Origin of the sequence: Polluticoccus soli, from assembly GCF_029269745.1 — a bacterium.
GTDB classification, from domain to species: Bacteria; Bacteroidota; Bacteroidia; order Chitinophagales; family Chitinophagaceae; genus Polluticoccus; species Polluticoccus soli.
This window is the reverse complement of sequence record NZ_JARJHT010000001.1, coordinates 1,700,611-1,716,390: the sequence shown is the minus strand read 5'-3', so window position 1 is coordinate 1,716,390 and position 15,780 is coordinate 1,700,611. Positions and strand designations below refer to the sequence as shown.

Here is a 15,780-nt window from a genome sequence, read left to right as displayed (position 1 = left end):
TAGTTTTTCATTAATTATTAGTTTCTTTTTAATACTTTACGGTACTAATCCAATAGTATACTTATTTTTGTGCCTTCAATCTTTGTAGAACGATATGTTTAATTTGATCTTGTTTGGTCCTCCGGGCAGCGGAAAAGGTACTCAGTCGGCTAATATTACCGATACCTACCAACTGCAACACGTTTCAACCGGGGACTTATTGCGTGATGAGGTAAGCCGCAAGACTCCACTGGGAGTAGAAGCTAAAAAATATATGGACCAGGGCCTCCTGGTGCCTGATGAAGTGGTGATCGGTATGATCAGCAGCAAAATAGATGATACACCTGAAGCACGTGGATTCATCTTCGATGGTTTCCCACGCACAAAAGCCCAGGCTGAAGCGCTGGATAAACTGCTTGAGTTTAAAAACACAGAGATACACCTGGTGCTGGCGCTGGAAGTTCCTGAAGTAGAACTCATCAAAAGGTTGGTTGGCCGTGGCGCCACTTCTGGTCGCAGCGACGATAACGAAGAAGTGATCGTAAAACGCATCAAAGAATACCACGCAAAAACAGAACCTGTTGCCGGATACTATTTTGCTCAAGGCAAACTGGAGCGCATAAAAGGCGACGGAACAATTGACGAAACATTCAAACTGCTTAGCAAAGAAGTAGATAAATATTTGCTGCCCGCCTAGTGGAGAAAGGAAATTTTGTAGACTATATACGCATATTTGCCCGGTCCGGGAAAGGAGGAGCCGGCAGTATGCATTTTGCACGTACCAAGTTCAACCCGCAAGCTGGTCCTGATGGCGGTGATGGTGGCCGCGGAGGCCATATCATCCTGAGAGGGAATACACAGCTGTGGACGCTGCTTCACTTGCGTTATTATAAGAACGTGCTTGCAGATGATGGAGAGAGGGGAGACAAGAATAATTGTACCGGCGCGGATGGCGAGGACATTATCATTGAAGTACCTCTTGGCACCATAGCCCGCGATGAAGAAACGGGTGAGGTGGAAGCAGAAATACTGGAAGACGGACAAGAAGTGATCTGGCTGCCTGGTGGCCGCGGCGGACTTGGCAACAGCAATTTTGCTACAGCAACCAACCAGGCGCCTGAATATGCGCAGCCAGGTGAAATGGGCCTCGAAGGTTGGAAATACCTGGAACTAAAAATACTTGCTGACGTAGGTTTGGTTGGATTCCCAAATGCGGGTAAATCTACCCTACTCTCGGTAGTTAGTGCCGCTAAGCCCAAGATCGCAAACTATGCTTTTACTACGCTGACACCTCAGCTGGGTATGGTGCCTTACAGGGACAATAAGTCTTTCTGCATGGCCGATCTGCCTGGTATTATTGAAGGTGCTGCCGAAGGTAAAGGCTTGGGGCATCGATTCTTGCGTCATATCGAACGCAACGCCGTGTTGCTGTTCGTGATACCAGCTGATAGCGATGACCATGCTAAAGAGTTCAAGATATTGTTGAACGAACTGGAGCAATACAACCCTGACCTGTTGCATAAAAGAATGCTGATAGCTATAAGCAAAAGCGACATGTTGGACGACGAGCTAAAAGAAGAAATATCGAAAACTCTGCCCGAAGGTATACCGCATTTCTTCATTGCATCGGTAATGAACCAGGGTATCACGCAACTAAAGGATGCGCTCTGGAACGCACTTACAGAAACTAACGAAGCATAAAAAAGCCCCGCAGCTGCGGGGCTTTTTGTTTATTTCTTCGCTACGATGTGTAGCGCGATGTTTACATCTGTTCCAATGAATTTATCGCCCAAGCTTTTATCGCTGCGGTAGACGATACCCCACTGGGTGCGGTCTATGTTGAAACTGGCATCACTCACAATTTCATTTGCATTGGCACTGATCTTTGCCGGGAACGAAACGCTTTTGGTTTGATCCTTTAAAGTAAGGTTGCCTGTTACGGTGTGTGTCGCATCTTTCATCACTGCGTCACCACCGGTTGGCGCTCCCGCTTTCACAGATGTGATCTCGAAAGTTCCAGTCGGATATTTCTCTACATCAAAAAAGTCCGCGCTTCTCAGGTGTTTCTGCAGCTTGGCATTGTTCTCAGCATCCTGGTCGTAGGGATTCACCGAAGCAACGTCGATAGTTACTTTACCACCGGTGACCTCATTGTTGCTAGCTGTCAGCGTGCCTTCCTTTATTTTGAAAGTGCCATGGTGTTGGCCTGTTGGCTTAGTTCCTATCCATTCTACCTTGCTTTGAGTAGTATCTACGGCATAGCTTTCACCGGCTGGTGCGGCGGTGTTTACTTCCTGTGCTTCGGTGGTTACCGCTTTGTCGGCTTCCGGCGAATTATTACACGCTGTAAATGCCGCCAGTACCAACGACATAACCATGATCCTTCTTTTCATATAAACTGCTTTGGTTAATAATTTCTCTTTTAATTTTACCGGGATATCATGAAAAAAATTACGCCAGCCGAGCTAAAAGAGTGGGTATTAGAAGACAAACCGTTTGTTTTGGTAGATGTACGGGAAGATTGGGAACATGAACTGTACAATATCGGCGGCATCCATATCCCCATTGGCGAAATACTGGAACGCAAAGATGAAATACCAAAAGAAGGCGATGTGGTGATGTACTGCGAAAAAGGTATACGTAGCACGCTGGTAATACAACGGCTGGAGCAGATGGGCTACCACAACCTGATCAACCTTACCGGCGGTATGAGCGCCTGGAAAAAAGATTAGGCGTTCTTCAACAGCTCCAGCACCCCGCCGCTTTCCGTTACCGTCAATTCATGTTGCGCACCAAGCATCAGTGTAAAATTGATCTCCTGGTGACCACAAGGGAAATTGAAGCACACAGGGTAGTTGTATTCTTTCACTTTATCGAAAATGATCTCTTCCCAGGTTTGACCAAAAGGTCGTGTAGTATCCTGCATATCGGTAAAGCCGCCTACTATCAAACCAGCCAAATTGTCGAGCTTGCCAGCACGCTTCAGGTTGAGCATCAGGCGATCTATATTATACAGTACTTCACCAATATCTTCGATGAACAGGATCTTCCCTGTAGTATCAACTTCTGATGCAGAACCTGTAAGGTGAGCCAGTATAGCCAGGTTGCCACCTGTTAGTATTGCAGTTGCTTTGCCGGGTTTGTTATAGGGAGATGCAGACGTTTCATAACGCAGTTTAATTCCTGATATCGCCGCAAAAAAACTCTCGAGGTGTGGCGTAGCGATCGTCTCTGGTTTGTAGGCATTGCACATAGGGCTGTGCAGCACCGGTATGTCGAAGTTGTTCTGTATATGGTTGTGCAACACGATGATATCGCTAAAGCCGCAAACCCACTTAGGCCGTTGCCTGAATTTTGTAAAATCTAACCGGTCGATGATGCGACTCATCCCATAACCACCGCGTCCCATGAGTATCGCATCTATCGAAGCATCATCCAGCATCTCCTGCAAATCTTGCAAACGAGCATCGTCATTTCCTGAAAAATAGACCGGTTGTTCCGGTCCTACTGTCTTACCCAGCTTCACTTCATAACCCTTGCTTCTGAGTATACCTGCTGCATATTCCACTTGTTCTGCCGACACGTAGCTGGCCGGACAGGTGATACCAATTACTGAACCTTGCTTGAGGAATGGTGGCTGTTGCATTTGCTTATAATATTCCGATATAAATATAGCCTTCTCTTATTTCTACGGGATAGGTCTTTAGTTTATAACCTTCGCCACTGGTGTTTCGTCCATTGGTGGGATCAAAACGATAACTGTGTAGCGGACAAACAATACGCCCTTGTGCATCCAGCCAGCCCTCACAAAGATTAGCGCTGGCATGAGGGCATTTTGCAGAGAACGCAAACACCTTGTCGGCACGCTTCAGCAGACCGATGTTTTTTTCGGCGAGATGGATCTCCACAAATTTGTTTTCCTGCAAATGTTCGGGAGTGATGTCTGCTTTGTGCCAGGTGTACATGCTTATCTTCTTGCTGCAAAAAAATCGCGCATCAGTTGCGCACCTTCTTCGGCCAATACGCCGTTGGTGAGTGTAGTTTTGGGATGGAAAGGCCAGTTGCCTTCGGTGGTTTTATGGTAGCCGTTCTTCTCATCCGACGCGCCGTAAATAATAGCCCCGATCTTTGACCAGTACATGGCGCCGCAGCACATCAGGCATGGTTCCAGCGTAACATATAACCGCGCTTCGGGCAGATATTTCGCGCCCAGTGCATTGAACGCGGCAGTCAGTGCGATCATTTCGGCATGAGCCGTAGCGTCGTTCAGTTGCTCTACCTGGTTGTGCCCCCGGGCAATGATCTTATCGCCCCATACCACCACTGCTCCTACGGGTATCTCGCCGGCATCGTAAGCCAGCCTAGCCTGTCGCAGCGCCTCGCGCATAAAATATTCATCGTCGAAAACCATGGGGCAAAAGTAGATAATTGGCGTTACTCCTTATTCTTGGTGTCCATCAAAATGGTAACAGGACCATCGTTTACCAGCGCCACCTTCATATCTGCACCAAACTCGCCCGACTGTACCGGCTTATGCAGCATGCCTTGCAGCGTTTTAATGAAGTGCTCGTACAAGGGAATGGCCTGCTCTGGTCTTGCCGCTTTAATAAACGAAGGACGGTTGCCTTTTTTATACGATGCATGCAGGGTAAACTGGCTCACCACCAACACCTCACCATCTGCCTCCTTCAGGTCGCGGTTCATTTTACCTTCTTCGTCGCTGAACACCCGCAGCTGGGCGATCTTAGCACATAACCAGTCCGAGTCTCCCTCGGTGTCGTCGGCTTCTATGCCCAGCAGTGCCATAAAGCCCACGCCTATGGCTGCTTTCATTTCTCCGTGTATGGTAACGCTGGCTGTAGAAACCCTTTGTATAACTGCACGCATATATACCAAAAGTAAAAAATTAGAAAGGCAAAAAACCGTGGATGGTTTTGAATTTCTACTTTTGAACAATGTACCAGATCAATGAGACGATAGTAGCGCTCGCTACGCCTCCCGGTGAGGGGGCGATAGGAGTGATACGCCTGAGCGGTAAGGATGCGATAACGATAGCGGATAAGATATTCAAAGGCAAGAAGCTGGCTAACCAGCCTTCGCATACCATACATTTTGGCAAGATCACAGACGGTACAAAAGATATTGATGAGGTGGTTGCCAGCCTGTATAAGGCACCGAAGAGCTATACCGGCGAAGACGTGGTGGAGATCAGCTGCCACGGTTCGCATTATGTGTTACAACAAGTAATAGACCTTTGTACTACTAATGGGGCGCACATTGCTAAGCCCGGAGAGTTTACTCAGCGTGCCTTCCTGAATGGTAAAATGGATCTGACCCAAGCTGAGGCCGTGGCTGATCTTATAGCCAGTCGCTCGGGTGCTGCGCACAATGCTGCCATGCACAACCTGCGTGGCGGTTTTAGTCATGAGCTGAAAGAAATGCGCGAAGAGCTGATCAAATTCAGCGCGCTGATTGAGCTCGAGCTGGACTTTAGCGAAGAAGATGTAGAGTTTGCCGACCGCGGACAACTGTATGCACTGCTGGAACAACTTACGGCTGTTACACAGCAACTGGTACAATCATTCCGCTTGGGGAATGCTATACGCAATGGCGTGAGCGTGGCTATCATTGGTAAGCCAAATGCAGGCAAAAGCACGCTGCTGAATGCCCTATTGAATGAAGAACGCGCGATAGTGAGCGATATAGCCGGTACTACCCGTGATACCATAGAAGAAACGCTGAACATTAACGGCGTATTATTCAGGCTGATAGATACGGCCGGCATACGCGAGCACAGCGCCGATGTGATCGAGAACATAGGCATACAGCGCAGCATGGAAACCATGAAGCGTGCGGACATAGTGGTGTACCTGTTTGATGTAAATACCGAAGGCTCTACCGCGCTCGACGAGCAGGCAACGAAAATGCAGGCCGAGGGCATTAAATACCTGCTGGTGGCCAATAAGACAGATCTTGCTGATGCAGGCAGGCAGCAGAAAGAGAATACCATCTATATCTCTGCCAAAAACAAAGACAACATACGCGAGCTGAAACAACGCGTGTACGATATGACCGTGCAGGGAGAGATAAAACAGGAAGGAACGATAGTAACCAATGCCCGCCACTACCAGGCACTACAGGAAGTGCTCAAATCACTGCTCGATATAAAAGCCGGCATGGACAACCACCTCTCCGGCGACCTAATAGCGCTGGATATACGCCGTTGCCTGCACTATCTCGGGGACATCACGGGACAGGTGACGACAGAGGACAAACTTGATTACATCTTTAGTAAGTTTTGTATTGGAAAGTAACTACTGCAAAACATCGATAAATAAAACCATAGCAAAACGAACGAAAGCCCTGTGAATAGGGCTTTTTTCGTGTCTTTTAGTTTTAGTTTGTCTGCAAAGCTATTCGCTTATTTTGTACCTTTGTGTACCTTGTTTGTACCTATTGTTGGGGGTTTGTACTTCAGGTACATGGTGGGGCAAATAACTGCACTTAATGACACTTATTGCCGCCTAATGACATTAAAGGACACTAATTATGAGTTCAAACATCAGGATTAACCGCATTTGTGAGTACTGCAACAACGAGTTTGTAGCCAGGAAGACAACCTCGAAAACCTGCTCGGAGCATTGCGCTAAAATGAACTATAAGCGGAAGAAACGAGCTGAAAAAATAGAAGTGAGTAACCGGGAAACGTTAGCGATAAAAGTAAAGCCAATCGAAGATCTGAAATCAAAAGAGTTCCTTACTATCAAAGACCTTTCGGTTCTGCTTAATTGCTCCATTCGCACGGCCTATAATATTATTGATCGCGGCGATATCAAAGCTGTGAACATCTCACAAAGGAAAACATTGATTAAACGTTCTGAAATTGATAAACTGTTCGCGTAATGGCAACTAAAGTAACTCTCAGGCAAAAACCAATATCTGGGGCAAGGCAAAGCCTTTACCTTGACTTCTATCCTGCAATACCGAACCCGGGAAACGGCAAACCAACCAGAAGGGAGTTTTTGGGCATGTATATATATGATAAGGCGAAAACACCGGTGGATAAAAAACACAATAGGGAAACCTTAGAATTAGCCGAGAATATCAGGGCCAAAAGGCAACTGGAGATTGTAAAAGGTGAGTATGGCTTTTTATCAGGTACTAAACAAAAAGCTGACTTTGTTGCGTATTTCAAGGCGTTGGCCGAAAAGAGAGCGGGTACCAACTATGATAACTGGTTTTCAGCTTTGAACTACTTGGTAGATTTTACGGGAGGCCAGCTCAAATTTTCTGACCTGACCGTAGACTTTTGTAATGAGTTCAAAGAGTTTCTTTCAAATGTCAAATCAAAGCGCAGCCATAAGGTAAACCTGTCTGTCAATTCAACTGTTTCATACTTCAATAAGTTGAAAGCAGCCCTGAAGCAGGCCTTTAAAGATGGATATCTGGAAACGGACATTAATGGCAAAATAGAAAGCATTAAACCGGAAGAAACAAACCGGCAATATCTTACTATAGAAGAGTTAAACAAGCTGGCAAAAACTGAATGCACAGTACCCGTTCTTAAACAAGCAGCAATCTTTTCAGCTTTAACCGGTTTGCGCTTTTCCGACATTGAAAAGCTGGTTTGGGGTGAAGTCCAGCATAGTAAAGACAGAGGATATTTTATCCAGTTCAGGCAACAAAAGACGAAGGGCGTAGAAACGCAACCCATTTCCGACCAGGCTTTTGAGCTCTTAGGGGAGCGAGGCGCTAAAGATGTCAAAGTCTTTACTGGTTTGAAATACTCCGCCTATATGAATGCCCATTTAGTAAAATGGGTGGCCAAGGCAGGCGTAACAAAAGACATCACCTTTCATAATTTTCGGCATACCTATGCAACATTGTTACTGACGAAGGGAGTTGAAATATACACTGTTCAAAAAATGCTCGGCCATAAACATCTTAAAACAACGCAGGTTTATGCGAAGGTAATTGATGAAAGGAAACAGGCTGCGGCGAATGCAATAAAGATAGACTTATGATAGCCGCTACTATAAAACAACAATGTGAAGAGTCTGCCTGTAACTAAACAAATACAATGGAACAAACTATAATTTTACAATCAGTAATTACGTGCCCCATTTGCGGCCACAAGAAGGAAGAAACTATGCCGACTGATGCGTGTCAGTTCTTTTACGAATGCGAGCAGTGCAAAACTCGTCTTAAGCCGATAAAAGGTGATTGTTGTGTATTTTGTAGTAACGGCACCGTAAAATGCCCGCCTATTCAGCAAAACAAGTCCTGTTGTTCATGAAACTACAACCATGACAGAAAAACGGCAGCGCTCGCCGGAGGCTTTAGTTAATATTGGTCGACGGTAGTGTACCTGGTTGCTTCACAAAGAGAAATTAATGTTTGTGCCCTTCCATCGGATCAGCACCCATCTTAAATACAAACTCGCTATTGACAAGATAAGCTCCGCTGGTTACGACAACATCATTCGTGTCGAGGCCGGCCTTTATCTCCACTACGCCCTCACCCTCAGTGCCAAGAGTTACCATTCGGCTTTTAAATGTGTTTTTGTCCTTCTGAAGCCAAACAGTAGCCCCACGACTATCCTTGATAACTGCGTCTAAGGGCAAGGTGATCGAATTTGTAGAGCGCCCCTTTATAAAAACGTACGCAGGCATTCCAGGTCGAAGCTTGTGTGAATAATTGGGAACTGAGACACGTAAAAGTGTCATGCGGGACACACCCTTAATTTCTGGATTGAAAAACTCTAGTTTCCCGGATATCAAAAGATCTGGCATTCCTGGTATTCTTATCTCTACTGCTGCGTTTCGATTTACTTGTGCCAACTGTGCGGTGTAAACCTGAACTTCGGCCCATAAGTTTGATAATTCAGCCAATTGAAAAATAGTGCCACCTTCCATAACATATTGTCCTTCTAAGGCTGAGACTTCAGTTACGTAACCCGCATATGGACTGTAAAAAGTAGTGGTTAGCGAACTCTTCCCTGTTCGTTGCAATTGCCTTATTTGTCCGTCAGTCATTCCCCATAAAACCAGCTTGTTTCGCGCACTTTGAATGAGGTCTTCAAAATCTACAATACTATTGCCAAGCACCCTCCTTTTTTCCAAGGTTAATAAATACTCTTGCTTTGCGTTATTTAGGTCTTCGCCATAAATTTCATAAACTGGTGCACCTTTCGCGATATAATCTCCAACATTTCTATAATAGAGTCTATCAATCCTGCCCTTTACTCTGGAACTCACCGCATTCAGCCTATTTTGGTCAATTGCGAGGACCGCTGTGAATACAGCCTGATTGCCAAACATTCTTCGTTTGAGCGTGTCTACCCGAATATTTCCCAACTGAATTTGCTGATCCGATAACATTATCTCATCGGTTGCATCTTTTTTTGATTTAGACACAGCAATCAGATCCATATGGCAAATAGGACATTTACCAGGCTTGTCAGAAATTATCTGTGGATGCATCGAACAGGTGTAATAAATGTCTTGTGTGACTGTAGTAGTCTTTTTTGTCTTACATGACAACAAAGCGACTAAAATCAAGATTACCACTGCGATATATCTATTACTGCTCATTTTCTATTTCGATAAAACTTTCACTATCAATTAAGTACTGTGCATTTGTTGCAATTGAGTCCCTTGCATCAACGCCTTCTACTATCTGAATCCAGTTCGGATGCTCGTGTCCCGTAACTATTTTCTGAACGGCAAAGCCTGGCCCTTTTTTGACAAAAACTATTTTGTCGATACCAAGAGATAAGACAGATGCCTTGGGCAACCACCAGCCGGCGTGTGGTTGCGTAAAAATGGTAGCCTTCAACTGACTACCAACGGGAATGGCATGTCCAACGTTTGGTATATCGATTCTAGCAGTGACAGTCTGGCTTCCTTCTCTAAAAAATGGCTCGATATACTTAATTGTTGTTCTAAAATCATTAGCTGGAGCAGATTCCGGTGTTACGCGAACGCTGTGACCAATCCTTATATATGGCTGGTCTGCAGGATAAATATTGAGCACACCCCAAAGTCTTGACTGGTCAAATATTGAAAATATTGCCTTGCCCTTTTCAACGTACATCCCTTCTTTAAGGCTCAATTCATCCGTTATTTGCCGTTGCGACATCTCAGTTCCTTGAGATGATGATCCCATAGAGGCATTTTCTACTTGAGTTTCGTGGATATGACCACTGTAGTTGCTAAAAACCGCCACACGAAAAATCGTCTTTCGTGCCGTGATAATACTGTTTATCTGAGCCTGAGACATTCCGAGAAGTAATAGGCGTTGTTTGGCAGAGTTGATAAGACTCTGATTCGACCTGTCATTTTTAACCAGGAATAGCAAATTTTCCTGTGCCGTCAAAAGTTCAGGACTATATACGTCCATTATTTTCTGTCCTTTAGAAACATGTTGATATTTATACTTGACGTAAAGCCGTTCAACTCTACCGGTGATTCGCGAAGAGATAATGCCGATAGAAGATGTGTTATAGGCCGTGTATCCAACAGCGTCAATCTCCATTGGCTCGTACCGATACTGCACCGTGGTTGTTGGAATAGTTGCTATCACGTACTCGTTGGTAGGTTTGAGAAGAGTAGTTAGTGTGATGTCGGTGTGCTTTCTAGCTTTTGTTTCTTTTCTGACAAGGTCCATTCCACAAATGGGGCAAGAACCTGGTGCATCCCTTACTATCTGTGGGTGCATAGGACAAGTATATTGCACTTTCTCGTCACTATGCTCCGAATGGGTAGTTTTTGTGGTGCGTTTACACGCGACCGTGATCGTCCCTAAGAGAACGACGAGTAAAATCCCAATGTGAGTTAGGCGAGACATCAATTATTCAGTTCTAAAATTCTTTCCAATTCAACCTGTGTGTTGAATAGTTCTTTAAGAGTGTTTAAATACTCGATTTGTGTCATATTCAAAGTTTCCCATGCGTCGAAAAGCATAAACAGCTCTTCAGTGTTTTGCTCGTAGGCAATCTGGAATGTTGCGTAATTATTCCGAAGAGCCGGGATAATTTTCTGTTCGTACAAGGCAATCTGTTTCTGCCTGGCTTGAAGTTCTTTCAACATTCCCTGTGTCATGCCCGTTGCTTCATTTAGTAACATCTGCCTTTGCTGCTGCAAACTTTGAGTACGCCATTTATAGCTTTCAATATTCGCCTTGTTCATTCGGGAAGACCAGGGCGCAATCGGGACACGCATCATTCCCATTAAAGTAAATTGTGCCGGTTGTTGAGCAAGTCCAATCATGTGATCATACTTTATGCCAAATTCCGGCAGGAGCTTTGCCTTTTCACTAGAAATACGCAGGTCATTAAGTTGAATATCACGATCTATCGCTCGTATATCACTTCGGGAAACAGCGATTTCGGCTGTGTCTATTTGATAATTTCCATAATCCCGAAGTTGTATCGTGGTATCGATATTGAATTTCATGCTTTTGTCGCGGTTAAGAATTGTATTAATTGTAATTCTCCGCTGCTCGATTTCATTCTCCGTCATCACACGCATAGTTTGCACATTCCCTTGCGCAGCTTTGGCCTTGTAATAAGCACTTATTTTGTCCAAACCGTTCTTATAGCGCAATTCTGCGCTTTGGATCATGAACTGCAAAAGCTTCTCATTCTCCTCCAAAACCCTGAGTTTCCGCAATTCGATAGCCCATTGAAAGTAGTTCTTCTTTATATCCGCCCGTAGTTGATTTAACGTGTTCAACCGCCGTTCCCTTTCAACCCGAGGCATGGCGTTCATATACGCTGCTTCGGCATTCTGTTTTCTTCTATTGGGTAGCATCTGCTGAGCGCTAATCATAAACTGTCCCATACCCGGTTCAGTATTACCCATGTCATCTTCCATGCCCTTTATGTATTTAGGGTTATATGGGGTCATGAAAAAGCCAGCCCCAACTTCGGGAGGCATCCAGCTACGTGCACCCTTGGCAGCTTCTTCCATCGACCGAATGTCATAATCATACATCCTTAGCGAGGGATTTGAATATTCAATAGAATCGAGCAGTTGAGACAATGTTGTTTGTCCATAACCCGTGCCGGCAAGTGAGACCGTAACCACGACAATTGCCGTTCGCAAGCATAATCGATATCGTTTTCTGTTAATCATTCAACTCAGCTAATTTTAGCGTCCCGTATTTTTCCAGTTCCCGTTCTCTAAACATCGAGTACATTACCGGGAGAACAATCAAAACAAAAAGCGTTGACGTAATCAGTCCAAAAACAAATGGTATTGTAATTGGCCTCATAACGTCACTTCCTGTTCCTGTAGCTAGCAACACCGGCATTAGACCAACAATATCGACTACGACTGTCATCAGCTTTGGCCTTAGCCGCAGTACTGCTCCATCGTAAACAGCATCTTCGATATCTTCTTTTGTGATTGTGCGTCCTTCGGTTGTTACGGCGAGGCTCTTTTTGAACAGGGAATTGTTAAGGTATACCAGCATAAGAACACCGGTCTCCACTGCCACTCCAAATAGCGCAATAAATCCCACAGCAACTGCTACTGAGAAGTTGACGCCAAAAAAATGAAGGGAGTACGCTCCGCCGACTAAAGCAACTGGTATACTTGTAAGGACAATCAGGACTTCGCGTATGGTATGAAACGTGAAATATAAAATGACCATTATAACCAACAGCACAATAGGGATTATTATCATGAGTCTCTTTTCTGCTCTTACCTGATTTTCATACTGACCGCTCCATTGTATGTAATACCCTTTAGGCAAAGCCTTTAAAGACGTCTCAAGACGCTGTTTTGCAGCATTAACGGCACTGCCCAAATCTCTGTCTCGCACATTAAACAATAGCGTGCCACGCAGCATCGCATTTTCGGATGTAATCATAGGTGGACCATCTGCAATAGACACATCAGCAACAGCACCCAACGGAACAGGTCCATATTCCATTGTTTGAATTGGCATCCGCTTTAGGTCCTCAATACTTTCACGGAAATTTTGTGCAAACCGCACATTTACGGAAAAACGTTGCCTCCCTTCTATGGTAGTTGTTGCATTGACACCACCAACCGCTGCTTCGATAAACATATTCACTTCATCTACGGTCAACCCATATCGTCCGATTTCAGCTTTATTCACGTCGATATCTATGTATTTTCCGCCTACAATCGGGTCTACATACAAATCAACCACTCCTTCTAGTCCTTCAAGTTCTTTTCTGAATTTCTGAGCGAGCTCGTTAATTGTGTTTAAGTCTTGTCCGTAGATCTTTATCCCGACGTCAGTTCTAATGCCGGTCGAAAGCATGTTTATGCGATTTATTATCGGCTGTGTCCACCCGTTAATAACGCCCGGAATTTGCAACTTGCTGTTAAGTTCGTTGATGATGTCATTTTTTGTCATCCCCGTCCGCCACTCTGACTGCGGCTTAAGAAGGATTATGGTTTCAATCATGCTCATGGGCGCATTGTCAGTAGCCGTATTAGCTCTGCCAGCTTTTCCAAGAACCTCAACTACCTCAGGTGTTTGCCTAATTATCCTGTCCTGAACCTGCATAATCCTTTTTATTTCCGAGTTCGACACGTCAGGCAGTGTAACGGGCATAAAAAGTAACGAACCTTCGTCTAATGAGGGCATGAATTCAGTGCCCAAATTCATGACAAGTGGGATACTTCCAACTACAAGCAGCAAGCTTAGCAACAGTGTTAAGAGTTTTCGTCGGAGGCACCATCGAATTACGGGAGAATAGAGCCGGATAAAAAATCTGGAAACGGGATGCTTGCTTTCCGGACGGATGTTGCCCTTCAACAGAAATACCATCAAAACAGGCACTAAGAATACTGCGACAAACGCGGAGCCGATCATGGCGAACGTTTTCGTCCATACCAGTGGTGAAAACAGCTTATGTTCTTGCCCGGTCAGGAACAGAATAGGACTGAAAGAAATTAGAGTAACCAATATCGAGTTTACAACTGCTTTCCCGACCAGCTTTGACGACTTGGCTATGCGTAATTCCCGTTCCTCGTTAGTAAGCATATATCAAATGTCTTCGCCTATTGATTTCATTGCATTTTCAACCATGACTATCCCAGCATCCACCAAATCACCTACAGCAAGTGCTATGCCTGCCAGAGACATTATATTTGAGGTTATGCCAAACAATTTCATCAGGATAAATGAGATTAAAACAGACATTGGAATAGTGATCACTACAACCAAAGCACTTCGTATATGGAGTAAAAACAGGAACAACACGATAGCGACTACAATGATTTCCTCGATAACTGCATCCTTTAATGTAGCGATTGTGGCTTCGATCAGGTCAGAACGATCATAAGCCGCTTTAAATTTCACTCCCGGTGGCAAGCCTTTTTGAACATCGACAATTTTCTCTTTTATGCGGTCAATAACATCTTTGGCGTTCTCACCGTACCGCATAACTACAATTCCACCAACTTTCTCTCCTTCGCCATTTTCTTCAACTATGCCCAACCTTAATTCCCCTCCCATTTGCACGTCTGCTATATCCTTTACTCGTACCGGAACCGAATTGTTAACCTTTACAGCTATATTCTCTATTTCTTTGATGTCCCTAATGTATCCTGTGCCTCTGACGATATAACCCATGTCAGATTGCTCAATTTTCCTACCCCCTATAGCGCTGTTGCTTGCCTCAACTCTTGCAACGACCTCCATCAGACTTACGCCGTAATAGGTGAGCTTTATAGGATCAATGGCAATCTGGTATTGCTTTTGAAAACCACCAAATGATGCCACCTCGCTGACGCCCTCTACAGTTTGCAAGGCAAAACGAATGTACCAGTCCTGCAAGGCACGAAGCTCGCCAAGGTCATAGCCAGGGGCATCGAGCGTATACCAATAAATATGGCCTAATCCTGTGCCGTCAGGACCTAAGGTTGGGGTCACTCCCTCTGGCAATAATCGTTGAGCATAATTTAACCGCTCCAGTACACGTGTTCGAGCCCAGTATATATCTACATCGTCTTCGAAAATCACAAAAACGAAACTCATGCCGAACATGCTATTGGCACGGATGTTCTTAACACGGGGTACACCTTGCAAATTGCTCACCAAAGGGTATGTTACCTGATCCTCAATGATCAATGGGTCTTTCCCCATCCATTCTGTAAGAATAATCACTTGGTTCTCGGACAAATCCGGTATCGCATCAACAGGCGTTTTCTGAACTGCATAAATGCCATAAATAATAAGAACAGCTGCAGTTATCAGAACAACAACTCGGTTTGCAAGTGCCCATGTAATTGCTTTGCTAATCATCCTGTGCTTTCTTTAACGCCCAATAGGTCCACAAACCGCCCAGACCATCAACGATCCCACAAGAGATCAGCTGAATGGGCGCAAGTTTCATAGCAATTAAAATTACGATTAATACAGGTGCAAAGGCTCGTGTGTATACCGTCCACCATGCGAAAGGTGTAAAGCCTAAACGCGCGGCACCGATATAATATACCGATGAGGATAATAGCACAAATCCCAACAGTCTAATCCAAACATCCCCGGCAGTTGGCAAATCAAAAATTGGTAAAATTGCCAAAGGCGCAAATAACAGCACGCTCCCCATAACGGCGACGTATGCGGAGAAAATCAAGAGACTTAGCCTAACATGTTTCATAGTATAGCTTATTGTAACTGCTGCTTTTAGGCATGGCCGACAGCCAATGTCCAAAAATTGAAACAATATTGTTTTTGACTGATGACCTTTATTAGTTCACTTAATGACGCTGATCACAAGTACAAAAAAGGTCGTTGTTAAGACGACCTTTAAAAATA

At 44.7% G+C, this 15,780-nt stretch carries 16 protein-coding genes and 1 pseudogene; 7 read left to right on the top strand and 10 right to left on the bottom strand.

Annotation, left to right across the window (positions count from 1 at the left end):
• The first annotated feature begins 94 nt into the window (after positions 1 to 94).
• Together P2W83_RS07540 and obgE are read left to right on the top strand one after the other, a co-directional pair.
• A complete protein-coding gene (locus P2W83_RS07540) occupies positions 95 to 676 on the top strand; it encodes an adenylate kinase (protein ID WP_276133100.1) in 582 nt (193 codons plus the stop codon).
• On the top strand, positions 676 to 1,680 hold the full coding sequence (gene obgE / locus P2W83_RS07535; RefSeq protein WP_276133099.1) for a GTPase ObgE: 1,005 nt from the start codon (positions 676 to 678) through the stop codon (positions 1,678 to 1,680). Before P2W83_RS07540 ends, obgE begins: the two co-directional genes overlap by 1 nt.
• 29 nt (positions 1,681 to 1,709) lie before the next feature.
• Here obgE and P2W83_RS07530 read toward each other — a convergent pair whose 3' ends face one another.
• Positions 1,710 to 2,372, bottom strand: coding sequence for a YceI family protein (locus P2W83_RS07530; protein WP_276133098.1), 663 nt, complete (start codon positions 2,370 to 2,372; stop codon positions 1,710 to 1,712).
• A 48-nt stretch (positions 2,373 to 2,420) separates the two neighbouring features.
• On the opposite strand from P2W83_RS07530, the gene P2W83_RS07525 reads away from it, so the two are divergent.
• Positions 2,421 to 2,711, top strand: a complete 291-nt coding sequence (locus tag P2W83_RS07525) for a rhodanese-like domain-containing protein (protein ID WP_276133097.1) — start codon at positions 2,421 to 2,423, stop codon at positions 2,709 to 2,711.
• Here P2W83_RS07525 and P2W83_RS07520 read toward each other — a convergent pair.
• From P2W83_RS07520 to dtd, 4 genes are read right to left on the bottom strand one after another with little or no spacing between them, the layout of a single operon-like run.
• On the bottom strand, positions 2,708 to 3,625 hold the full coding sequence (locus P2W83_RS07520; RefSeq protein WP_276133096.1) for a S66 peptidase family protein: 918 nt from the start codon (positions 3,623 to 3,625) through the stop codon (positions 2,708 to 2,710). The two genes, P2W83_RS07525 and P2W83_RS07520, sit on opposite strands and share 4 nt — an antisense overlap.
• 4 nt (positions 3,626 to 3,629) lie before the next feature.
• Positions 3,630 to 3,944: a Rieske (2Fe-2S) protein gene (locus P2W83_RS07515; protein WP_276133095.1), complete on the bottom strand. Its 315-nt coding sequence runs from the start codon at positions 3,942 to 3,944 to the stop codon at positions 3,630 to 3,632.
• Between the two features lie 2 nt (positions 3,945 to 3,946).
• A complete protein-coding gene (locus P2W83_RS07510) occupies positions 3,947 to 4,390 on the bottom strand; it encodes a nucleoside deaminase (protein ID WP_276133094.1) in 444 nt (147 codons plus the stop codon).
• A gap of 23 nt (positions 4,391 to 4,413) precedes the next feature.
• Positions 4,414 to 4,866 (bottom strand): D-aminoacyl-tRNA deacylase, encoded by a 453-nt coding sequence (gene dtd, locus P2W83_RS07505; protein ID WP_276133093.1) that lies wholly within the window; start codon positions 4,864 to 4,866, stop codon positions 4,414 to 4,416.
• Positions 4,867 to 4,934: 68 nt separating this feature from the next.
• Between dtd and mnmE the strand changes: the two genes are divergently transcribed.
• From mnmE to P2W83_RS07485, 4 genes are all read left to right on the top strand, one after another.
• Positions 4,935 to 6,293 carry a tRNA uridine-5-carboxymethylaminomethyl(34) synthesis GTPase MnmE gene (gene mnmE, locus P2W83_RS07500; protein WP_276133092.1) on the top strand — a complete coding sequence of 453 codons (1,359 nt, stop codon included), beginning with the start codon at positions 4,935 to 4,937 and terminating at the stop codon, positions 6,291 to 6,293.
• Between the two features lie 235 nt (positions 6,294 to 6,528).
• A complete protein-coding gene (locus P2W83_RS07495; protein WP_276133091.1) occupies positions 6,529 to 6,882 on the top strand; it encodes a helix-turn-helix domain-containing protein in 354 nt (117 codons plus the stop codon).
• Positions 6,882 to 8,003: a tyrosine-type recombinase/integrase gene (locus P2W83_RS07490; protein WP_276133090.1), complete on the top strand. Its 1,122-nt coding sequence runs from the start codon at positions 6,882 to 6,884 to the stop codon at positions 8,001 to 8,003. Before P2W83_RS07495 ends, P2W83_RS07490 begins: the two co-directional genes overlap by 1 nt.
• Before the next feature lie 56 nt (positions 8,004 to 8,059).
• On the top strand, positions 8,060 to 8,275 hold the full coding sequence (locus P2W83_RS07485; RefSeq protein WP_276133089.1) for a GDCCVxC domain-containing (seleno)protein: 216 nt from the start codon (positions 8,060 to 8,062) through the stop codon (positions 8,273 to 8,275).
• 94 nt (positions 8,276 to 8,369) lie between these two features.
• Here P2W83_RS07485 and P2W83_RS07480 read toward each other — a convergent pair whose 3' ends face one another.
• The 5 genes and pseudogenes from P2W83_RS07480 to P2W83_RS07460 all read right to left on the bottom strand — a co-directional run bounded on the left by P2W83_RS07480 (position 8,370) and on the right by P2W83_RS07460 (position 15,622).
• Positions 8,370 to 9,572 (bottom strand): efflux RND transporter periplasmic adaptor subunit, encoded by a 1,203-nt coding sequence (locus P2W83_RS07480; RefSeq protein WP_276133088.1) that lies wholly within the window; start codon positions 9,570 to 9,572, stop codon positions 8,370 to 8,372.
• Positions 9,562 to 10,827: a heavy metal-binding domain-containing protein gene (locus P2W83_RS07475; protein WP_276133087.1), complete on the bottom strand. Its 1,266-nt coding sequence runs from the start codon at positions 10,825 to 10,827 to the stop codon at positions 9,562 to 9,564. Before P2W83_RS07475 ends, P2W83_RS07480 begins: the two co-directional genes overlap by 11 nt.
• A complete protein-coding gene (locus tag P2W83_RS07470) occupies positions 10,827 to 12,116 on the bottom strand; it encodes a TolC family protein (protein WP_276133086.1) in 1,290 nt (429 codons plus the stop codon). Before P2W83_RS07470 ends, P2W83_RS07475 begins: the two co-directional genes overlap by 1 nt.
• A pseudogene (locus P2W83_RS07465) lies at positions 12,109 to 15,267 on the bottom strand (efflux RND transporter permease subunit). Before P2W83_RS07465 ends, P2W83_RS07470 begins: the two are co-directional and overlap by 8 nt.
• Positions 15,260 to 15,622: a hypothetical protein gene (locus P2W83_RS07460; protein ID WP_276133085.1), complete on the bottom strand. Its 363-nt coding sequence runs from the start codon at positions 15,620 to 15,622 to the stop codon at positions 15,260 to 15,262. The pseudogene P2W83_RS07465 and the gene P2W83_RS07460 overlap by 8 nt, the downstream one beginning before the upstream one ends.
• Positions 15,623 to 15,780: the final 158 nt, after the last annotated feature.